Source organism: Streptomyces sp. V1I1, from assembly GCF_030817355.1.
GTDB lineage: Bacteria > Actinomycetota > Actinomycetes > Streptomycetales > Streptomycetaceae > Streptomyces.
Window position 1 is genome coordinate 6,465,474 of the sequence record NZ_JAUSZH010000001.1, and the last position, 19,438, is coordinate 6,484,911.

Here is a 19,438-nt window from a genome sequence, read left to right on the forward strand (position 1 = left end):
GGGGCGGCGGGCACCCTGAGGTGTCCGCCGCCCGACCGTGAGGGAACGTCAGCACTCGTACCGTGTCGTGTGCTTGAACGAGGACGTCGCGCCCTCGAAGCCGTACGTTCCCCGGTACGCCGGCGGATTCTGGTATTCGCCGACGATCGTGATCGTGTTCGCGCATGAACCCTGGCCCGCGCGCTTCGCGTCCAGCCGCAACTGGTCGCCGATGGTGCCGCCGGTGATGTTCCACGGCGCGCCGCAGATGCCGGACGTGATCTGACCACCCGTCACCACATGCGGGTAGGTGTTCGGGTTGTACTTCACCTCGATGGCGAAGGTGACCTGACCGTTGTGCAGTTCCAGCTTCGCCGTCGTCTGGATCGCCTCCGCGGAGACCTCCGTCGGCCTGGCGAACGCCTCGTCACGCGTCTTGACCTCCGCGCCCTGAGCATTCAGATAGCGGTGCTCGGCGCTCGCCTGGCCGCCGCTCTTCTGCTGTTTCCGTGCTTGCGTGGTCATGGTGCCTCCCCTCGTCAGGCCAGCTGCTCGGCGATCTCGACGCGCAGCAGCGCGCGGACGTTCTCGATGTGGTTCGCCACGGTCACCACGGACGAGCCCGCGAACAGCAGCCCGACAGCGACGTTGTCGAACGAGGTCACCAGCGAACCGGAGTCACCGCCCGCCGAGATGTTCGTCGTCAGGATCTGGTCCTTGAAGCGGGCCGTTCCCGCCGTGCCGTAGTTGACGTCGATCGTCGCGTCCACCGCGATGATCCGGCCGAAGCTGACGTTCGTCGTCCGCCCGGTCTTCTTCACCAGGTCGCCGACCGCCACATTCGCCTTGCGCCGCCAGGCCCGCGGCGCCGCGCCGAAGTACTGCTCGCGCGTCGCGTCCTCGAACTCGACCTTGCCGAGCGCCGCATCGACGACATTGTTGTGCTGGGCCGGCGGGATCTGCGGCGCGAACTGGATGGTGATGAACCGGTCCAGCGTCGCGATCCGGTCCGCCGGGTCCTGTCCGCCGTCGAACACGCCGGGCTGAAGGATCGAACTGCCCAGCTGCGCGCGGTTGGAGTCCGCGAGCACATGGTTGTTGGACAGGATGTAGAACTTCCCCGGTACGCCGAGCCCCGGCCCCGGCGGGTCCGTCGTGGCCCCGGGCAGGAAGTCGTACACCACGCTGCCGAGCGTCCCGGCCGTCACCCGTACATTGCCCACCGAGATCCCGGAGGGCGCGGGCCGCAGCCGGCGCCGCAGAAGCTGCGGCTCCAGGGTGCCCATCTCCCGCAGCTCTTCGAGCAGCGGCTGCGACAGCTGTGAGAGCTGGCCCGCGACACTGCCGTCGGGCCGGTAGGCCGCCTCCGCATCCATCGCCCGGCGCGGCTGTTGCCGCTGCCGGCGCTGTGCGGAGACATGGCCGACCGCGATGACATCGGTCGGTGTTCCGTCGTCCATCTGCTGCGGGATCACATCCCGCTCCGGCAGCATCGACTCCGGGACCTTCTGGGTCACGAAGACGAGTACGGCCTCTTCCCCGGTGGGGCGGCCGTCGCTCCACTTCACGCCGTGGCCGAAGCCGACGACATTGGCGAGCGGCGCCTGTGGCCGCAGGAAATCGCTCATCGCCTGTTGCCGGGAGCTGTCACTCAGCTGCCCGCCGGTCGGTCCTCGCATCATCTCGGGCTGGCGCGTCACGCCAGACCACCTCTTCCCCTGATTCGAAGGGGCTCCCTCACTGCTCCTGGTCATGGGCGGTGACTGCACCGACGGCGAGCACGCGCACCGGTACGCCCTCGAGCTGTGCGGGAACCACGTCTTCTTCACGGAGCCGGTCACGGGGCACTTTGCGGGTGACGAAGACGACGATCACGTCCACGCCCGAGTGCTCGTCCCTCCCGGTGCCGACACCGGTCACATTGGCCAGCTGCATGAGCCGGCTCTCATGGAGTTCGCGAGCCCGTGTCACGTCCATCCGCTCGGCTCGCCTCCCCCTGCGGGTGATGCAGGTACGGCATGTCTATTGCCCTTCCCCTCAGGGGTCAAGGAGTTACGCGTGAAATCTTGCTATTGGTGGTGATCTATTCCGGTTGACCTTCTTTATGAAGATTCTTCGGATGGTCCGTCAGGTAGGCGGCGAGCGGGACGCGGTGGCCGACGGCGGGGATATTCATGGACCGCGGGGCCTTTCGATGTCGGCAGGCGTTCAAGTGCCGTTTATGCGCGGGCGGAAGTGTGAGGCCGTCATCAGCCAAGCCGGATGCGTCTCTTCAGGCCTTCAGGAGTACTCGATGCCGCTCACCCGCAGGGAATTCACCAGACAGTCCGCGCTCGCCGGAGCGGGAGTCGCCCTCACCGGCGCCGTCGGTTCGCTCGCCACCGCACCCGGCGCGCTCGCCGCCGAGGACGGCGCCGACATCGCCGGACAGGGGCACGAGGACGGCGAGCACGCCCACGGCAGCCACGGGCCCGGCTACGGCCCCCTGATCCCCGACCCCAACGGGCTCCTGGCGCTGCCCGCCGGATTCTCGTACCGCGTCATCACCCGCGCCGGTGTCACCAAGCTGGAGTCGGGCGAGTTCACCCCCTCCAAGCACGACGGCACCGCCACCTTCGAAGGCCCGCGCGGCGTGACCCTCCTGGTCGTCAACCACGAGCTCAATGGCCCCCGCTCCAAGATCGATCACCCGGTTCCGCTCGCCGAGAGCCTCGTCTACGACCCCGCCGCGCCCGGCGGCTGCACGGTCGTCGAGGCCCACCGCAGCGGCGAGGTCGCCCAGTGGGTCGGCATCGCCGGAACCGCGCAGAACTGCGCCGGCGGGCGCACTCCTTGGGGCACCTGGCTCACCTGTGAGGAGACCGAGAACCGCGCAGGCCAGAACGGCATGACCAAGGACCACGGCTATGTCTTCGAGGTCGACCCCTATGATCGGCGCGCAAACCGCGCCCCCAAGCCCATCAAGGCGCTCGGCCGGTATGCCCACGAGGCCGTCGTGGTCGACCCCAAGCGCGCCCACCTCTATCTCACCGAGGACGCCAGTACCCCCAACGGCCTGCTCTACCGCTGGGTCCCGCCGCACGGCTTCAAGCACGGCCGCGGCCACCTGAGGCACCTCGCCGACGACGCGGGCGTCCTCCAGGCCGCCAAGTGCTTCGACTCCGGCGGCCGCTTCGTCGACGACCTGTCCCGCGCCACGAAGATCGGCACGGTCTACGGCGTGGACTGGGCCGACGTGCCGGACCGCGACGCCCGCACCGTCCCGGTGCGCAAGCAGTTCGCCGACACGGACGTCACCCGCGCCCGCAAGCTCGAAGGTATGTGGTGGGGCGACGGCGGCGTGTACATCGTCTCCTCGTACGCCCGTGACGAGAGCCCGGTCCACCACGACGGCCAGGTCTGGTTCTACGACCCCAAGCGCCGCACCCTCACCCTGAAGGTGCTGCTCGGCGTCAACCCCGACCCGTCCAAGGACGGCGCGTTCGACGGCCCCGACAACATCACCGTGTCGCCGTACGGCGGGCTGATCATCGCCGAGGACGGCGAGGGCGTCCAGCACCTCTTCGGCGCGACCGAGCGCGGGCGCACCTACCCGATCGCACGCAACGAACTGAACCTGGGCACCGCGGAGGACCCGGACTTCAGCGAGTTCGCCGGCGTCGTCTTCTCGCCCGACGGCCGGACCCTCTACGCGAGCATCCAGACCCCGGGCATCATGTTCGCGATCACCGGCCCCTGGAAGCGCCAGTCGCACCACCACTGACACACGCATTGACGGGCTGAACGCCCGTACCGCGGCCGTTGCGCTCCCATGAGCTGACATCTAACATTTCAGTTCATGGGAGCACTGCGGCCGATCCAGCGGACCCTGCTGCGCGACACGGCGTACGCGGCCATCCGCGACGCCATCGTGCGCGGCGAACTCCCGCCCGGGGACCCTGTGCGCGACGCCGACCTCGCCGAGCGGCTCGGGCTCTCCCGTGCCCCGGTGCGCGAGGCGCTCGCGCGGCTCGGTGAGGAAGGGCTCGTCGAGACCAAGCCGCAGAGCTATACGCGGGTCACCAGCCTCGAACCACGTGCCGTGCGCGAGGCCGCCGTCGTCGTCCGCGCCATGCACGAGCTGGCCGCCCGCGCCGCCGTGCCGCTGCTCACGACCGAGGACATCGGCTCGATGCGCGAGGCGAACGCCCGCTTCGAGAGCGCGACCCGCAGCGGCGCCGTCGGCGAGGCCCTGCGGGCCGACGACGAACTGCACGACGTGCTCGTACGGGCCTGTGGCAACCGCGCCGTCGCGGCGACGATCGCGCGGTACACCCCGCTGATCCGCCGGCTGGAGTGGCGGCAGTTTGCCGAGGCGAGCGCGCTGGAGTCGGCCGCGCTGCACGAGCGGCTCATCGACGCCTGCGCGGCCAAGGACGCCGACGAGGCGGCCCGTACCACCGCACAGATCTGGCGCGCACTCGAAGAACTGGCGGACGAAACCAATGAAGCAGATGAAACGGATGAATCCGGCATGGTCTGACCCGAAGGAGCCCGCATGTCGATCACGTCGTACGAACGCTACCCGCTGCTTTTCGGCCCCTCCCCGGTGCACCGGCTCGACCGGCTGACCCACCGTCTCGGCGGCGCGGAGCTGTGGGCCAAGCGCGAGGACTGCAACTCCGGCATCGCCTACGGCGGCAACAAGACGCGGAAGCTGGAGTACCTCGTCGCCGACGCCCTCGCCAAGGGCAGCGACACCCTGGTGTCCATCGGTGGGGTGCAGTCGAACCACACCCGCCAGGTCGCGGCGGTCGCCGCCCGCGCCGGGCTCCGCTGTGTGCTGGTGCAGGAGAGCTGGGTCGAGTGGCCCGACGCGGTCTACGACAAGGTCGGCAACATCCTGATCAGCAGGCTCGCGGGCGCCGACGTCCGGCTGGTGCGCGCCGGGTTCGGGATCGGTGTCAAGGAGAGCTGGGAGCAGGCGCTGCGCGAGGTCGAGGAGAGTGGCGGCCGGCCCTACGCCATCCCGGCCGGCGCCTCCGACCATCCGCTGGGCGGGCTGGGCTTCGCGAACTGGGCGTACGAAGTGGCCGCGCAGGAGCAGGCTTTGGGCGTGTTCTTCGACACGGTCGTGGTGTGCTCGGTGACCGGAAGCACGCAGGCCGGGATGGTCGCGGGCTTCGCTGCGCTCGAAGAGGCGGGCGCCCGGCCCCGGCGGGTGATCGGCATCGACGCCTCCGCGGCGCCGGAGCGCACGAGGGAGCAGATCGGGCGGATCGCGCGGAACACCGCCTCACTCATCGGGGTGGAGGGTGAGCTGCGGGACGCGGACATCGAGCTGGACGCGCGGTACCACGCGGGTACATATGGCATTCCGGACGAAACGACGCTGGAGGCGATGCGGCTCGCCGCCCGTACGGAGGGGATGGTGACGGATCCGGTGTACGAGGGGAAGTCGATGGCAGGACTGATCGACCTGGTCACACGCGGTGAGATCGGCTCGTCGGCGACGGTGCTTTATGCCCATCTCGGCGGTCAGCCCGCACTCAATGCCTACAGCGCCCTCCTCTGACGTGGCGTGGCGGGTGCCCGAGGGCGCATACTCCAGGTAATGACAAAGTCAGCCGGATCCCGGCGCCACCTGCCCTCCAGTCCCTTCAACAAACCGGCCGCGGCTGCCCCGCCGATTGAGCAGTACGAAGTGGGCGACCGGGTCTCGCACGACCAATTCGGACTCGGAAGAGTCATCGCAGTCGAGGGCGACAATGCCGCTGTGCTCGTCGACTTCTCCGGACGTCAGGGAAGAATCCTGAGCCCATACTCCAAACTGGCCAAACTCTGAGGACCGTGGCCCCCGGGCCCGCCACCACTCAACGGATGGCGGGCCTGGCGGCGTCGGTCACAGCGCCTGTGCGGCGGGCTTGACCATGCCGCGTACGGTGCGGGACTTCACGAAATCGCCCATGGCGGTCATGTCCCATTCGCCCGAGAACTGCTTGATCAGCTTGGCCATCATCACGCCGGTCTGCGGCTCGGCACCGGTCAGATCGAAGCGGACCAGCTCCTCGCCCGTCGCCGCGTCGATCAGCCGGCAGTAGGCCTTCGCGACCTCGGTGAACTTCTGTCCCGAGAACGAGTTGACGGTGAAGACCAGGCCCGTCGCCTCCGCCGGCAGCCGGCCGAGATCCACGACGATCACTTCGTCGTCGCCCGCGCCCTCGCCCGTCAGATTGTCGCCGGAGTGCTTGATCGCGCCGTTCAGAATCGACAGCTTGCCGAAGTAGCAGCTGTCCAGGTGGTTGCGGTTGGGGCCGTACGCGATCACGGAGGCGTCGAGGTCGATGTCCTTGCCGCGGAAGGCGGGCTCCCAGCCGAGGCCCATCTTGACCTGGGAGAGCAGCGGGCGGCCGCCCTTGACCAGCGAGACCGTCTGATTCTTCTGCAGGCTGACCCGGCCCTTGTCCAGGTTGATCTTCCCTGAGCCGGGGGCGGGAGCGGCCGGCGGTGCGGGGGGCGCGGGCGGCACGGGCGCGGCGAGACGCGGGTCGACCGGTGCGGGCGGCGCGACCGGCGCCGACGGCGTGACCGGGGCGGGCGGCGCGACCGGAGCGGGGGCCGCGGCGGGCTCCTCGTCGACCGAGACGCCGAAGTCCGTGGCAATGCCCGCCAGCCCGTTCGCATAGCCCTGGCCGACCGCACGGGCCTTCCAGGCGCCATTGCGCAGATAGATCTCCACGACGACCAGCGCGGTCTCGGTGCCGAGCTGCGGCGGGGTGAAGGTGGCGAGCGCGCTGCCGTCGTCGGCGCTGCGGATGGTGGCGGTCGGCTCGATGCCCTGGAAGGTCTGCCCTGCGGCGTCCGGGCTCGCCGTGACGACGATCTTCTCGATACCGGGCGGGACGGCGGAGGTGTCCACCACGATCGCGTCGGGGGCGCTGCCCCCGCCGGAGCGATAGCTGACGCCGGGGCCCGCCGGCTGGTTGTAGAAGATGAAGTCGTCGTCGGAGCGCACCTTGCCGTCGGCGGTGAGCAGCAGGCCCGATACGTCGAGCCGCACCGGAGCGGTGACGTCCACCGCCACGCGGGTGACGGCGAGAGGGATGTTCGAGCCGGGGGTCATAGCTGTCATGCCAGGGGTAACGAGCGGAGCCGCTTTACCGTTCCCTTACCCTTTTCATCGGTTGCGCGGGTGGTTCCGGGCCGTGCGCTCATTGCCGAACTTGTACGCACCGGTCCAGCGGGCCATCACCAGCTGGGCGTCCGACGACTCCACCTCGGTCAGGAACTTCCCGGCGCGGGAGCCGCGCAGGGTCGTGGCCGCGTGGCCACGGTGGGTGATGACGACGCTGCCGTCGGCGTGCTGCGCGTAACTGAATCCGAAGGGCTTGGCCATGGCCGACATCCTGACCGGTGCACGACACGCAGGGCACGCGAATATCCTTCACCGCGTGGCTGGGATGTCCTTCCCTACGGGAGATGTGGACGAGGCGCGGGCGGAGCTCGGCGAGAAGGGGTGGCCGGGGCCGACAGTCTCGTACGGCACCCGCTGGTGTCCAAGCCGCTCCAGGAGACGCTGCTGAACGGGTGTTGCTGGCGGCCGGGCACCGGCACCGCGACGGGCCCGGCCGGCTCCCCCGCACAGTGCTTGGCCGGGCCCCGGCCGATCAGTACGGCCACCGGGGCGGGTTGGTGGTGAAGTGGCCGCCCAGATGCGCGTGGTCGGGGTTGTCCGGGTCGAGTTCGCCCTGTTCCGCGACGAGCTTCTCGGCGTACTGCTCGGAGTCGTCCTGCGGCTCGTAGCCCAGTGCCCGCGCCGTCGAAAGGTCCCACCACAGGCGGGTGTTGGCGGAAGAGCCGTAGACGACGGTGTGGCCGACACCCTCGGCGGTGAGCGCGGCGTGGAAGAGGCGGGCGCCGTCGCCGGGGCTCATCCACACCGACAGCATCCGCACCGACGTCGGCTCCATGAAGCAGGAGCCGATGCGCACGGAGACGGTTTCCAGGCCATGCAGGTCCCAGTAGAGCTGCGCCAGGTCCTCGCCGAAGCACTTGGACAGGCCGTAGTAGGTGTCGGGGCGGCGCGGGGTGTCGATGGGGATCAGCGCACCGGGCGGAAAGGGCGCCTCGCCCTGCGGGCGCGGAGTGAACCCGACCGTGTGGTTGCTGGAGGCGAAGACGATCCGGCCGATGCCCTCTTCGCGGGCCGCCTCGTAGAGGTTGTAGGTCCCCTCGATGTTCGCGCGGAGGATCTTCTCGAATGGGGCTTCCAGGGAGATGCCCGCGAGGTGGATGATCGCGTCGACGCCGCGTACCGCCTCGCGCAGCGCCCCCTTGTCGGCGAGGTCCGCGGTGACCGCGTCCGGCACTCCCTCTATGGGGGTGGCGTCGAAGAGGCGGAGCTCGTAGCCGTACGCGGGCAGTAGCCCCCGCATCAGCGTGCCGACGCCGCCGGCGGCGCCGGTGAGCAGGACTGTGCGGGGAGCGGGCATGGGGGGATCTCCTTGAAATGCTCAGGTCCGTAGACGGCATTCACATTCATGGACACGCTAGGGAGTGGTCCGGACAGCGTCAAGTGTCGCGCGGAGGGGCCGACTCCGCCTCTGAGTTGCGGTTTTCCGTCTTGACCCGGGCGATGGGGCTGCCATAGCGTGGCTGCGTTCAGAGATATGGACATCGATCAGAATTGTGCACGGGTCCGCAGGCTCGGTGCACGGCCCAGGGAGCGCCCGTGACCTCAGCCCCGCTCGCCGCCCGGCTCACCCGGGTCCAAGGACCGCTGTTCTTCCCCGTCACCGCATACGGACCGGACGGCGCTCTCGACCTCAATGTCTTCCGCGCCCATGTGAGGAGCGGCATCGACTCCGGCGCGGCCGCGGTCTTCGCGTGCTGCGGCACGGGCGAGTTCCACGCCCTGACCTCCGAGGAGTTCGGCGACTGCATCGCCGCCGCCGTCGCGGAGACAGCCGGCGAGGTGCCCGTCGTGGCCGGCGCGGGCTACGGCACCGCGCTCGCCGCCCAGTACGCGAAGATCGCCGAGGCGGCGGGCGCGGACGGACTGCTCGCCATGCCGCCCTACCTCGTCGTCGCCGACCAGGCCGGGCTGCTGCGCCACTACACCGTGCTCGCCGCGGCGACCTCCCTCGACGTCATCGTCTACCAGCGCGACAACGCCGTCTTCACCCCCGAGACCGTCGTCGAACTCGCCCAGGTGGACGGCATCATCGGCCTCAAGGACGGCTACGGCGACCTCGACCTGATGCAGCGCATCGTCGGCGCCGTCCGCCGCGACCTGCCCGACCAGGACTTCCTCTACTTCAACGGACTGCCCACAGCCGAACTCACCGGCCTCGCCTACCGCGGCATCGGTATCACCCTGTACTCCTCCGCCGTGTTCGCCTTCGCCCCCGACATCGCGCTCGCCTTCTACCGCGCGCTGATGACCGGCGACGACAAGACCGTCAACCGGCTGCTCGACGGCTTCTACGTCCCGCTGGTCGAACTGCGCAATCTCGGCCGCGGCTACGCCGTCTCGCTCGTCAAGGCGGGCGTACGCCTCGGCGGCCTCGACGTCGGCGAAGTGCGGCCACCGCTGAGTGAACCCCTCGACGCCCACATCAAGGCCCTGGCGGCGCTCATCGAGCGCGGCCGCTCCCTGCTGGAGGACGGCGCGTGAAGACCTCCGCCTTCCTCTACCCCTGGGACGTCGTCGGCGACCCGGACGCCGCCGCCCGCATCGCGGACCTCGGCGTCCAGCAGGTCACCCTCGCCGCCGCCTACCACTCCACGCGCGCCCTGACCCCGCGCCATCCCCGGCACCGGATCGTCACCGCGCAGCACGCGGCCGTGCTCTACGAAGTCGACGAGGAGCGCTGGGCGGGCCGCGAGCTGCGCCCGTACACCGCGGGGGACTGGGCCGTGGGCGACGCGTACGGCGAGGCCGCCGCCGCCCTGACCGACGCCGGCATCGAGGTCCACAGCTGGGTGGTCCTCGCCCACAACTCCCGCCTCGGCGCCGAGCATCCGGACACCTCCGTCGTCAACGCCTACGGCGACCGCTACCCCTGGGCGCCCTGCATCGCGCAGCCCGCCGTACGCGCCCTGGTGACGGATCTCGCGGCCGAGGCGGCGACGAGGCCGGGCGCGCGCGGCACCGAGCTGGAGTCCTGCGGCTGGTACGGCCTCGCGCATCTGCACGCCCACGACAAGATCGCCGGCATGGGCCTGGGCGACGCGGCGCAGTATCTGATGTCGCTGTGCTTCTGCCCCGCCTGCCACGACGGCTACGCACAACAGGGGCTGGAGCCGAATCTGCTCGCCGCTGCCGTACGGGGCGCCCTGGAGCCGGTCTGGGCGGGCGCCGCGCCCCCCGATGCCGGGATCGAGAAGCTGCTCGGTGCCGAACTCGCCGCCGCGACTGAGGACTTCCGGACGCGGACCGCCCGTACGCTCCAGGAGGCCGCCGTGGCCGCGGTGCGGGCCGCCGCGCCGCAGGGCTTCCAGGTGCTGCTGCACGCCGACCCCGTCGCGCACCACTGCGGGGCGAACGCGGGCGTCGACCCGGCGCACATCCTGTCCGTCGCGGACGGCGTGGTCGTGCCGTGCACGGGCGGCCCGCGGCTGCTCGAACCGTTCGCGGAGCAGCGCGTGGACGGGGCTGTGCTGGCCGCGAACTTCACCGTGGTCAGCGGGATGGGCGGCAGCCCCGGCACGCTCGCGGACGACGCGGCGCGGGCGGCGGGTCTCGGGGCGACTCAACTGCGGCTCTACCACGCGGGGCTGGCGTCGGACGGGGACCTGGCGCTGGTGTCGGACGCGGTGTCCCGCGTGGGGTGAGGGCCGGGGCCTGTTCCCCTACCCTCCCCCTACGCCCTGGCGGGCGTGGGGGGACCCCCACTTCCCGAACTGGGGGCAAGCCCCCAGACCCCCGGTCCTCAATCTCCCCCAGACTTCGTCCGGGGGGACCCCCAACGGGCTTGAGTTTCCGCCGGTCGGCCTGAAGATTCAGGCCGACCGGCGGGAAATTCAGCCTCGTCGGCGATTGAGGCGCGGGGTCTGGGGCGGAGCCCCAGTTACGAAACGCCCCCGCCCTTGACGCGGACCCGGCCGCGCCCTAGCTTCAGGCGCGTCATACTTCGTACGTCATATATGAGACGCGAGACATGAGAGCGTGACAGCGCCATGACCTTCGCTCCCGCCCCCATCCCCTCCCGCACCCAGTACGTCCTGGAAGCGGTCAAGCACGCCATCCTCACCGGGCGGCTGCGGCCGGGACAGGCTCTGGTCGAGACCGAACTCGCCGCGCAGTTCGGGGTGTCCAAAACCCCCGTGCGGGAAGCCCTGAAGACCCTCGCGGGCACCGGCCTCGTCGTCATGAGTCAGTACAAGGGCGCCACCGTCCGCACCGTGGACGCCGCGATGGCCCGCGAGGTCTACGACGTACGGCTGCTGCTCGAACCGGAGGCGCTACGCAGGTCCGTCGAGCGTGCGGCGGACCTGGAGGCCGCGCGGGAGGCGCTGCTCAAGGCTGACGACTCCGCCGACCGGGCCGAACGCTCACTGGCCAACCGGGAGTTCCACCGCGCCCTCTACCTGTCCTGCGGCAATCCGCTGCTGACCCGGATGCTCGACGACGTACGCGACCAGGCCGCCCTCGTCTCGACCGTCGCCTGGGCCGCCGACCCGTCCTGGGAGCGCGAGGCGGCCGAGCACCGGGAGATCCTGCGGCTCGCGCTCACCGGCGACGCACAGGGTGCCGCCCGCGCCCTGCACGAGCACATCGCTGCATTCGTACGGCGGGCCTTCCCCGAGGAGGACGAAGCATGACCGAGCCCCAACTCCCCGACCTGCGTGCCGCGCTCGCCGACGTCGTGGCGATCCCGGTGACGCCGTTCGGCGCCGACGGCACGGTCGACGAGAAGGCCCAGCGCGCCCTGCTGCGCCGCCTCATCGACGGCGGCATCGTCACCCTCACGCCCAACGGCAACACCGGCGAGTTCTACGCCCTCACGCCCGAGGAGCGCCGCCGCGCCGTCGAGCTGAGTGCCGAGGAGGCGGCGGGCGCCGCGACGGTCGTCGCCGGCGTCGGCCACGAAGTGCCCACCGCCGTCGCCGCCGCACAGCACGCGCGCGACGCGGGCGCGCAGCTGGTGATGGTCCACCAGCCCGTGCATCCCTACGTCTCGCAGGACGGCTGGATCGACTACCACCGGGCGATCGCCGACGCGGTCCCCGGGCTCGGCGTCGTCCCGTACATCCGCAACCCGCTGCTCGGCGGCGGCACGCTGGCCCAACTGGGCGCGCTCTGCCCCAATGTCATCGGCGTGAAGTACGCAGTCCCCGACGCGGCCAGGTTCGCGGCCTTCGCGCGCGACGCGGGCCTGGACCGCTTCGTCTGGATCGCGGGCCTCGCCGAGCTGTACGCGCCCTCCTACTGGGCGGGCGGCGCCACCGGCTTCACCTCCGGCCTCGTCAATGTCGCCCCGGCCGTCTCCCTCACCATGCGGGACGCACTGCGCGCGGGACGGTACGCGGACGCCATGCGCACCTGGGAGCAGATCAGGCCCTTCGAGGAACTGCGCGCGGCCCACCAGTCCGCCAACAACGTGACCGTCGTCAAGGAGGCGCTGGCCTCGCTCGGCCTGTGCCGCCGCGATGTACGACCGCCCAGCCGAACCCTGCCCGCCGAACAGCGCGCCGAGGTCGCCGCCCTGGTCGCGGGATGGGACGCATGACCACCAAGCGCCCCGAGGAGCTCCGCAGCCACCAGTGGTACGGCACGGACGGGCTGCGTTCGTTCAGCCACCGCGCCCGCACCCGGCAGCTCGGCTACCTCCCCGAGGAACACCTCGGCAAGCCGGTCGTCGCGATCCTCAACACCTGGTCCGACATCAACCCCTGCCATGTCCATCTGCGCGACCGCGCCCAGGCCGTCAAGCGCGGGGTCTGGCAGGCCGGCGGCTTCCCCCTCGAATTCCCGGTCTCCACACTCTCCGAGACCTTCCAGAAGCCGACCCCCATGCTCTACCGCAACATGCTGGCGATGGAGACGGAGGAGCTGCTGCGCTCCTATCCGGTGGACGGCGCGGTGCTGATGGGCGGATGCGACAAGTCCACGCCCGCGCTGCTGATGGGCGCGGCCAGCGCCGACCTGCCTGCCGTCTTCGTACCGGCGGGCCCGATGCTGCCGGGCCACTGGCGCGCCGAAGTGCTCGGCTCCGGCACCGACATGTGGAAGTACTGGGACGACAAGCGCGCCGGCCTGATCGGCGACGCGGAACTGGCCGAGCTGGAGAACGGCCTGGCCCGTTCGCCCGGCACCTGTATGACCATGGGCACCGCATCGACCCTGACCGCCGCGGCCGAGGCGCTCGGCGTCACGGTCCCCGGGGCGTCGTCCATCCCGGCCGTCGACTCCGGGCACGAGCGGATGGCCGCGGCGTCCGGCAGGCTGATCGTCGACCTGGTGCACCAGGACCTCAGGGTGTCGAGGATCCTCACCCGGGAGGCGTACGAGGACGCCGTCGCCACCGTTCTCGCGCTCGGCGGCTCCACCAACGCCGTGATCCATCTGATCGCGATGGCGGGCCGCTCGGGCGTGCCCCTCACGCTCGACGACTTCGACCGCATCGCCCGCAGGGTCCCGGTGCTGGCCAACCTCCGCCCCGGCGGCCGCTACCTGATGGAGGACTTCCACTTCGCGGGCGGACTCCCCGCGTTTCTGGCCCGGTTGACCGACGTACTGCATCTGGACCGGCCCACCGTCGCGCACCCCACCTTGCGCGAACAGCTCGCGGACGCGCGCGTCCACAACCCCGATGTCATCCGCCCGCGCGACAACCCCCTCGCCGAGGAGGGCGGCGTGGCGGTGCTGCGCGGCAACCTCTGCCCCGACGGCGCGGTCATCAAGCACATCGCCGCCGAGCCGCGCCTCCTGAAGCACACCGGGCCCGCCGTGGTCTTCCCCGACTACCGGACGATGCAGCGGACCATCAACGACCCGGAGCTCGGCATCACCGCCGACCATGTGCTGGTGCTCCAGGGCGCGGGCCCCAAGGGCGGCCCCGGCATGCCCGAGTACGGGATGCTGCCGCTGCCCGACCACCTCCTCAAGCAGGGCGTACGGGACATGGTGCGGATCTCGGACGCCCGGATGAGCGGTACGAGTTACGGCACCTGTGTGCTGCACATCGCCCCCGAGTCGTACGTCGGCGGGCCGCTGGCGCTGGTCCGCAGCGGAGACCTGATCACGCTGGACGTCGCGGCGCGCACACTGCGGCTGGAGATCTCCGAAGACGAGCTGGCGCGGCGCAGGGCGGCCTGGACGCCGCCGCCCGAGCGGTACGAACGGGGCTACGGCGCCCTGTACAGCGAGCAGATCACCCAAGCCGACACCGGTTGCGACTTCGCCTTTCTCGCCCGCCGGGGCAACAGCCCCGATCCGTACGCGGGTTGAGCGGGCCGGTCCGGACCGTCAGTCCCAGGCGGTCCGGACCGTCGGGCCCAGGCGGCCTTGACGATCAAGCGCTGGGTGGACGTGACGTAACACGCCCATAACCTGGAACGCTGTTCCCGGGAGAACAATCCAGCTACCCGCCAGCAGGATCGTCCCCCGAGGAGAGCCATGTCCGCACAGGTCGACCGGTACTTCCACATCAGCGCACGAGGCTCGACCTTCGCGCGGGAGATCCGTGGCGGCTTCGCCACGTTCTTCACGATGGCCTACATTCTCGTACTCAACCCGATCATCCTCGGCAGCGCCGAGGACAAGTTCGGCGCCCACCTTTCCGGGCCCCAACTGGTCACCGTGACCGCCCTGGTGGCCGCCGTGATGACCGCGATCATGGGGCTCGGCGGCAATCTGCCGCTCGCCATCGCCGCCGGACTCGGCCTCAACGCCGTCGTCGCCTTCCAGATCGCGCCCCTGATGAGCTGGCCCGACGCGATGGGCCTGGTGGTGCTCGAGGGGATCCTCATCTGCGTCCTGGTCGTCACCGGACTGCGCGAGGCCGTCATGCACGCCATACCGGGCTCGCTCAAGGTGGCCATCAGCGTCGGCATCGGCCTGTTCATCGCGTTCATCGGCTTCATCGACGCGGGCTTCGCCACCCGCATCCCCGGGGACACCGGCACCGTGCCCGTCCAGCTCGGCGCGAGCGGTCAGCTCTCCGGCTGGCCCGTCCTGGTCTTCTGTCTCGGCGTACTGCTCACCGTCGCGCTGATGGCCCGCAAGGTGAAGGGCGCGATCCTCATCTCCATCGTCACGATGACCGTCGTCGCGATCGTCATCAACGAGATCGCCGACATCGACCCGCTCGCCTGGGGCCTGACCGTCCCGTCCGTGCCCGACGACATCGTGGCCGCCCCCGACTTCGGGCTCGTCGGCTCCTTCAGCCTCTTCGGCGCCTTCGAGCAGATCGGCGTCATCACGCTCGTCCTGCTGGTCTTCACCCTCATCCTGAGCGACTTCTTCGACACCATGGGCACGGTCGTCGGCATCTCCAGCGAGGCCGGTCTGCTCGACGAGAACGGCAAGGTCCCCAACCTCGGCCGGGTGCTGCTGGTCGACGGCGCCGCCGCCGTGGCGGGCGGCGCGGCATCCGCCTCCTCCAACACCTCGTACATCGAATCGGCGGCCGGCGTCGGCGAGGGCGCCCGCACCGGACTCGCCTCCGTGGTCACCGGCGCGCTCTTCGGTCTCGCCCTCTTCCTGACCCCGCTGGCCACCGTCGTGCCCGCGCAGGCCGCTGCCCCCGCGCTCGTCGCCGTCGGCTTCCTGCTGATGGCGCAGGTGCGGCACATCGACTGGGAGCGGTACGAGATCGCCATCCCGGCCTTCCTGACGATCGCGGTCATGCCGTTCACGTACTCCATCACCAACGGCATCGGCGCCGGTTTCATCGCCTATGTCGTCATCAAGACGGTGCTGGGCAAGGCGCGCGACGTGCACTGGCTGCTGTGGGGCACGGCCGCGCTGTTCGTGGTCTACTTCGCGATCGACCCGGTCGAGCAGCTCCTCGGCGTCAAGTAGCCGTCAGGCGTCAGGACTTCAGGGCCGCGGCCATCATCTTCTTCGCGATGGGCGCGGCCAGGCCGTTGCCGCTGACCTCCGAGCGGGCCGCTCCCGAGTCCTCGATCAGCACGGCGACCGCCACCTCCTTGCCGGTGGACGAGTCCTTGGCGTAGGAGGTGAACCAGGCGTACGGCGTCTTGCTGTTGTTCTCGCCGTGCTGGGCGGTGCCCGTCTTGCCGCCCACCTCCGCGCCGTCGACCTTGGCATTGGTGCCGGTGCCCTCGTCGACGACGGTCACCATCGCGCTGCGCAACTGCTCGGCGGTCGAGGAGGAGACGATCCGCTTCGATGCGGCGTCCTCGTAGGACTGGAGCGTGTCGCCGTCCGCGTCCACGACCTTGGAGACCATGTGCGGCGACCGCATGACGCCGTCGTTGGCGACGGTCGTGCCGTTCCGGCCGGCCGGGGCTTCTCAGGGAATCTTCATCCGCGATCCGTGCGTCAGCCCGGCGAGATGAACCCCGACTCGTACGCCGCGATCACCGCCTGGGTACGGTCCCGGGCGCCCGTCTTCGCGAGGACCGACGCCACATGCGTCTTCGTCGTCGCGGGCCCCACGCCCATCCGCCCGGCGATCTCCGCGTTCGTCAGCCCCGTCGCCATAAGACGCAGCACCTCTCTCTCGCGCTCGGTCAGCCGCGCCGCCCACGGCGGGGGAGCGGCCGGCTCCCGGCGGCAGTACTCGGCGGCCAGCGAACGCACGGCCGACGGGAACAGCAGCGAGTCGCTGCGGGCCACCAGCCGGACCGCCTGGACGAGATCCTCCGCCGCTGCCCGCTTGAGCAGAAAGCCGGCGGCTCCGGCGCGCAGCGCCTCGTACACATAGGAGTCGTTCTCGAACGTCGTCACCACCACGACGCGCGGGGGCTCGGCGAGCGTGCCCAGGATCTGCTCGGTGGCCCTGATGCCGTCGATCTCCGGCATCCGTACATCCATCAGGACCACGTCGGGGCGCAGCTCGCGCACCACCGACACCGCCTCCGCGCCGGTCGCCGCCTCGCCGACGACCTCCAGGTCGGGCTCGGCGTCCAGGATGACGCGCAGCGCCGTACGCACCATCCGCTCGTCGTCGGCGAGGACGACCCGGATCGCGCTCATCGGCGGCCCGCCAGCGGGAGCCGGGCGGACAGCCGCCACACCGCGCCTTCCGGACCGGCCTGCGCGTGCCCGCCGAGCAGCGCGGCCCGCTCGGCGATGCCCCGTACTCCGCGGCCGCCTCCCGGGCGGACTGCCGGGGCCCTGTCGGGCAGCGGATTCTCCATTGTGATCTCCAACTCCTCGCCGCGCAGGGCGATCCACAGGGACACGGGGGACGCCCCGGCGTGACGCAGGGCGTTGCTCAGCCCCTCCTGGACGATGCGGTACGCCTCGCGGGAGACGGCCGCGGGGACGGCGGCCAGATCGCCGCCGGCGGTGAGCGACACGGGCACCCCACTGCGGGCCAGAAGGCCGTCCAGGCCGTCCAGGGCGGGCCCGGAAGTGAGCGGCGCGGCGTCGTCGTCCTGCCGCAACAGGCCCAGTACGGAGTCGAGTTCGCCCACTGTGCGCCGCGTGGTCTCCTCGATCGCGGCCAGCGCCTCCCGTACGAACTCCACATCGCTGTCCAGCACCTTGCGGGCCGCGCCCGCCTGGAGGGTGACGGCGCTCAGCGCATGGCCGACCGAGTCGTGCAGCTCGCGGGCGAGGCGGTTGCGCTCGGCCAGCTCGGTGGCCCGCCGCTCGGCGGCGGCCAGCCGGTCCGCGGGCGTCGGCCCGAGGAGCACCGGGGCCTGGCGGGCCAGCAGCGCCCCGGCCCCCGCCGCGCACACCGCGAGCCCCAGCAGCATGGCGGCCCCGGCGAACGGGGCGAGGGCCAGGAACCACGCCCGGTCGAGATGCCCGGGCAGCCTCACCCAGTCCCGTATCCCCGCGGACAGCGGCAGCAGCATCACGGTCACCGCGAACGGCGGAAGCGCCAGGGTGGCCCCGCTGACCAGCCCACCCAGACCCAAATGCAGCGTGAACCAGCCCGAGCTCCGCAGCCGCGCCGCCCGCGTCCGCGCCGGTCCATCCGCGAACCGGTCCGCGGGCACCCCGCACAGCGCACGCGCGGCCGCCACCGACATCGGCCGGGTCAGCGGGAAGAGCGCGGTCACCGCGGCGAGCGGCAGTGCGAGGGCATACGAGCCGAACTGCACCCTCAGCGAGTCGGAGAACATGCTGTTGGCGCCGGAGATCGGGCCGACGAAGACGGTGGCGAGAAGCCAGTACGGCATCAACAGGGCGCCGCCCAGGATCAGATGGACCCAGCGAAGCCGCGCCCGCTCCCCGAACAGCGCCCCGAGCACTCGTTTCACGCGCCGCGCCGCCGCAGGAAGGAGGCGGTGCCGGTGACGACGAGCAGACCGACGATCATGCCCACAGCGTAGGTCAGGGCCATCAACCCCGTTGCCCGCTCGCCCTCTTCGGCCCCGGGCAGCAGCGCGGCGATCAGCAGCCAGATGCCCCAGCAGCCCACCGCGCCCGAGCCCAGCCAGGCCATGGCCAGCGGCGTCTTCAGCGACAGAGCGCGGCCCCGGCGGAAGGCGAGCAGCAGCGGTCCGGCCACCGCGACGACCACGAAAAGGGCGCTGATCCCTTCGAGCACGTAGAAGTCGGCCGTACGCTGCTCGATCCGCGGGCCGGAGAGACCGGTCGTCGCGCCGCACGCCCACATCAGCCGCATCGTGGCGGGGAACAACGCGAGCACGGCGGCGGCCACGGCGGTCACCTTCAGCGTCCGCCCGGTGGCGGCCGTGGGCAGGTCCCAGATCCGGCCCCGCCACACATGGCCCCAGCGCTCTTTCGCGTACAGCACGAAGAGTGTGCCGAGGGCCAGACCCTGGACGATGAAGCCGGTGTAGACGACGCCGAAGACCCACTCGTCGAGGAAGGGCTCACTCCCGGAGCTCCCGGAGCGGTCGGCCTCGGCCCCGGTGAAGGCCGCGACCAGCAGCTGGACCGGGAAGCCGACCATGATCGGGAGCAGCAGCCCGCCCGCGATCCACATGGGGGCGGCCAGCAGCCAGCCGGGCACCCGCCTGCCCCAGCCCTGGGTGAGCAGCAGCGCCAGGACGATGACGGCGCCGTCCATCAGGACCGTGACGCTGTTCGCGACGGCCATCAGGGCCCGGTCGTCGAGCAGCGCACTGCCCTCCGGGATGCCGATCCGGCTGCCGGCGATCCAGGCGGTCTTGAGCGACAGATACGGGACGCAGGAGGCGATCGCGACGGCGCGCAGCACCGTGCGGGCACGCCCCGGGCCTACGGGATCCAGCGGCTGGGGAGCGGGAACGAGCGGTGTCCGTGTCATGTCCCCTACGCTCCCGGGCGGGCGCCGTGACCAAATCACGCGCGGCGACGATCCTCCTCCGCCGCACGGCGGAGACC

The 19,438-nt window shown here is 70.9% G+C and carries 19 protein-coding genes and 1 pseudogene; 10 read left to right on the top strand and 10 right to left on the bottom strand.

Translation table 11 applies throughout. From position 1 onward, the window contains the following. Nucleotides 1-48 precede the first annotated feature (48 nt). The 3 genes from QFZ67_RS30240 to QFZ67_RS30250 are packed head-to-tail and all read right to left on the bottom strand — an operon-like array spanning nucleotide 49 to nucleotide 1,956. On the bottom strand, nucleotides 49-504 hold the full coding sequence (locus tag QFZ67_RS30240; protein WP_307664229.1) for a hypothetical protein: 456 nt from the start codon (nucleotides 502-504) through the stop codon (nucleotides 49-51). A 14-nt stretch (nucleotides 505-518) separates the two neighbouring features. Next, nucleotides 519-1,679 (bottom strand): hypothetical protein, encoded by a 1,161-nt coding sequence (locus QFZ67_RS30245; RefSeq protein ID WP_307664230.1) that lies wholly within the window; start codon nucleotides 1,677-1,679, stop codon nucleotides 519-521. Between the two features lie 37 nt (nucleotides 1,680-1,716). Further along, the gene (locus QFZ67_RS30250) at nucleotides 1,717-1,956 is read right to left on the bottom strand and encodes a hypothetical protein (RefSeq protein ID WP_307664231.1); all 240 of its coding nucleotides are present in this window, start codon (nucleotides 1,954-1,956) and stop codon (nucleotides 1,717-1,719) included. Nucleotides 1,957-2,272: 316 nt separating this feature from the next. Here QFZ67_RS30250 and QFZ67_RS30255 point away from each other — a divergent pair, with 316 nt between their 5' ends. From QFZ67_RS30255 to QFZ67_RS30270, 4 genes are all read left to right on the top strand, one after another. Then, nucleotides 2,273-3,742, top strand: coding sequence for an alkaline phosphatase PhoX (locus tag QFZ67_RS30255; RefSeq protein ID WP_307664232.1), 1,470 nt, complete (start codon nucleotides 2,273-2,275; stop codon nucleotides 3,740-3,742). Between the two features lie 75 nt (nucleotides 3,743-3,817). Beyond that, on the top strand, nucleotides 3,818-4,501 hold the full coding sequence (locus QFZ67_RS30260) for a GntR family transcriptional regulator (RefSeq protein WP_307664233.1): 684 nt from the start codon (nucleotides 3,818-3,820) through the stop codon (nucleotides 4,499-4,501). A gap of 15 nt (nucleotides 4,502-4,516) precedes the next feature. Continuing rightward, nucleotides 4,517-5,533 carry a 1-aminocyclopropane-1-carboxylate deaminase gene (locus QFZ67_RS30265; RefSeq protein ID WP_307664234.1) on the top strand — a complete coding sequence of 339 codons (1,017 nt, stop codon included), beginning with the start codon at nucleotides 4,517-4,519 and terminating at the stop codon, nucleotides 5,531-5,533. Between the two features lie 39 nt (nucleotides 5,534-5,572). Further along, nucleotides 5,573-5,803: a hypothetical protein gene (locus QFZ67_RS30270; RefSeq protein WP_266542984.1), complete on the top strand. Its 231-nt coding sequence runs from the start codon at nucleotides 5,573-5,575 to the stop codon at nucleotides 5,801-5,803. 57 nt (nucleotides 5,804-5,860) lie between these two features. On the opposite strand, the gene QFZ67_RS30275 is transcribed toward QFZ67_RS30270, so the two are convergent. The 3 genes from QFZ67_RS30275 to QFZ67_RS30285 all read right to left on the bottom strand — a co-directional run bounded on the left by QFZ67_RS30275 (nucleotide 5,861) and on the right by QFZ67_RS30285 (nucleotide 8,450). Beyond that, nucleotides 5,861-7,090 (bottom strand): TerD family protein, encoded by a 1,230-nt coding sequence (locus QFZ67_RS30275; protein WP_307664235.1) that lies wholly within the window; start codon nucleotides 7,088-7,090, stop codon nucleotides 5,861-5,863. A gap of 45 nt (nucleotides 7,091-7,135) precedes the next feature. After that, nucleotides 7,136-7,354: a hypothetical protein gene (locus QFZ67_RS30280; RefSeq protein WP_307664236.1), complete on the bottom strand. Its 219-nt coding sequence runs from the start codon at nucleotides 7,352-7,354 to the stop codon at nucleotides 7,136-7,138. A gap of 271 nt (nucleotides 7,355-7,625) precedes the next feature. Beyond that, nucleotides 7,626-8,450 (bottom strand): NAD(P)-dependent oxidoreductase, encoded by an 825-nt coding sequence (locus QFZ67_RS30285; RefSeq protein WP_307664237.1) that lies wholly within the window; start codon nucleotides 8,448-8,450, stop codon nucleotides 7,626-7,628. A gap of 239 nt (nucleotides 8,451-8,689) precedes the next feature. Here QFZ67_RS30285 and QFZ67_RS30290 point away from each other — a divergent pair, with 239 nt between their 5' ends. From QFZ67_RS30290 to QFZ67_RS30315, 6 genes are all read left to right on the top strand, one after another. Then, entirely contained in the window at nucleotides 8,690-9,634 is a 945-nt protein-coding gene (locus tag QFZ67_RS30290) for a 5-dehydro-4-deoxyglucarate dehydratase (RefSeq protein WP_307664238.1), read from the top strand. Next, nucleotides 9,631-10,794, top strand: coding sequence for a hypothetical protein (locus tag QFZ67_RS30295; protein WP_307664239.1), 1,164 nt, complete (start codon nucleotides 9,631-9,633; stop codon nucleotides 10,792-10,794). The genes QFZ67_RS30290 and QFZ67_RS30295 overlap by 4 nt, the downstream gene beginning before the upstream one ends. 345 nt (nucleotides 10,795-11,139) lie before the next feature. Beyond that, entirely contained in the window at nucleotides 11,140-11,784 is a 645-nt protein-coding gene (locus QFZ67_RS30300; protein WP_307664240.1) for a GntR family transcriptional regulator, read from the top strand. Next, a complete protein-coding gene (locus QFZ67_RS30305) occupies nucleotides 11,781-12,692 on the top strand; it encodes a dihydrodipicolinate synthase family protein (protein ID WP_307664241.1) in 912 nt (303 codons plus the stop codon). The genes QFZ67_RS30300 and QFZ67_RS30305 overlap by 4 nt, the downstream gene beginning before the upstream one ends. Beyond that, on the top strand, nucleotides 12,689-14,413 hold the full coding sequence (gene araD / locus QFZ67_RS30310) for an L-arabinonate dehydratase (protein WP_307664242.1): 1,725 nt from the start codon (nucleotides 12,689-12,691) through the stop codon (nucleotides 14,411-14,413). Before QFZ67_RS30305 ends, araD begins: the two co-directional genes overlap by 4 nt. A 168-nt stretch (nucleotides 14,414-14,581) precedes the next feature. Next, on the top strand, nucleotides 14,582-15,988 hold the full coding sequence (locus QFZ67_RS30315) for an NCS2 family permease (protein ID WP_307664243.1): 1,407 nt from the start codon (nucleotides 14,582-14,584) through the stop codon (nucleotides 15,986-15,988). A gap of 10 nt (nucleotides 15,989-15,998) precedes the next feature. Here the strand turns inward: QFZ67_RS30315 and QFZ67_RS30320 are convergent. The 4 genes and pseudogenes from QFZ67_RS30320 to QFZ67_RS30335 all read right to left on the bottom strand — a co-directional run. Next, a pseudogene (locus QFZ67_RS30320) lies at nucleotides 15,999-16,412 on the bottom strand (penicillin-binding transpeptidase domain-containing protein); the annotation flags it as partial. A gap of 59 nt (nucleotides 16,413-16,471) precedes the next feature. Beyond that, entirely contained in the window at nucleotides 16,472-17,128 is a 657-nt protein-coding gene (locus QFZ67_RS30325) for a response regulator transcription factor (RefSeq protein ID WP_307664244.1), read from the bottom strand. Further along, nucleotides 17,125-18,366, bottom strand: a complete 1,242-nt coding sequence (locus QFZ67_RS30330) for a sensor histidine kinase (RefSeq protein WP_307664245.1) — start codon at nucleotides 18,364-18,366, stop codon at nucleotides 17,125-17,127. Before QFZ67_RS30330 ends, QFZ67_RS30325 begins: the two co-directional genes overlap by 4 nt. Beyond that, nucleotides 18,363-19,361 (bottom strand): hypothetical protein, encoded by a 999-nt coding sequence (locus tag QFZ67_RS30335; protein WP_307664246.1) that lies wholly within the window; start codon nucleotides 19,359-19,361, stop codon nucleotides 18,363-18,365. The genes QFZ67_RS30330 and QFZ67_RS30335 overlap by 4 nt, the downstream gene beginning before the upstream one ends. Nucleotides 19,362-19,438 lie beyond the last annotated feature (77 nt).

What these genes read in the sequence shown, in the direction of transcription:
- QFZ67_RS30280 (WP_307664236.1), bottom strand. Translation starts at nt 7,354, where the DNA reads ATGGCCAAGCCCTTCGGATTCAGTTACGCGCAGCACGCCGACGGCAGC.
- QFZ67_RS30255 (WP_307664232.1), top strand. Translation starts at nt 2,273, where the DNA reads ATGCCGCTCACCCGCAGGGAATTCACCAGACAGTCCGCGCTCGCCGGA.
- QFZ67_RS30275 (WP_307664235.1), bottom strand. Translation starts at nt 7,090, where the DNA reads ATGACAGCTATGACCCCCGGCTCGAACATCCCTCTCGCCGTCACCCGC.
- QFZ67_RS30325 (WP_307664244.1), bottom strand. Translation starts at nt 17,128, where the DNA reads ATGAGCGCGATCCGGGTCGTCCTCGCCGACGACGAGCGGATGGTGCGT.
- QFZ67_RS30250 (WP_307664231.1), bottom strand. Translation starts at nt 1,956, where the DNA reads ATGGACGTGACACGGGCTCGCGAACTCCATGAGAGCCGGCTCATGCAG.
- QFZ67_RS30260 (WP_307664233.1), top strand. Translation starts at nt 3,818, where the DNA reads ATGGGAGCACTGCGGCCGATCCAGCGGACCCTGCTGCGCGACACGGCG.
- araD (WP_307664242.1), top strand. Translation starts at nt 12,689, where the DNA reads ATGACCACCAAGCGCCCCGAGGAGCTCCGCAGCCACCAGTGGTACGGC.
- QFZ67_RS30265 (WP_307664234.1), top strand. Translation starts at nt 4,517, where the DNA reads ATGTCGATCACGTCGTACGAACGCTACCCGCTGCTTTTCGGCCCCTCC.
- QFZ67_RS30305 (WP_307664241.1), top strand. Translation starts at nt 11,781, where the DNA reads ATGACCGAGCCCCAACTCCCCGACCTGCGTGCCGCGCTCGCCGACGTC.
- QFZ67_RS30270 (WP_266542984.1), top strand. Translation starts at nt 5,573, where the DNA reads ATGACAAAGTCAGCCGGATCCCGGCGCCACCTGCCCTCCAGTCCCTTC.
- QFZ67_RS30335 (WP_307664246.1), bottom strand. Translation starts at nt 19,361, where the DNA reads ATGACACGGACACCGCTCGTTCCCGCTCCCCAGCCGCTGGATCCCGTA.
- QFZ67_RS30285 (WP_307664237.1), bottom strand. Translation starts at nt 8,450, where the DNA reads ATGCCCGCTCCCCGCACAGTCCTGCTCACCGGCGCCGCCGGCGGCGTC.
- QFZ67_RS30315 (WP_307664243.1), top strand. Translation starts at nt 14,582, where the DNA reads ATGTCCGCACAGGTCGACCGGTACTTCCACATCAGCGCACGAGGCTCG.
- QFZ67_RS30240 (WP_307664229.1), bottom strand. Translation starts at nt 504, where the DNA reads ATGACCACGCAAGCACGGAAACAGCAGAAGAGCGGCGGCCAGGCGAGC.
- QFZ67_RS30300 (WP_307664240.1), top strand. Translation starts at nt 11,140, where the DNA reads ATGACCTTCGCTCCCGCCCCCATCCCCTCCCGCACCCAGTACGTCCTG.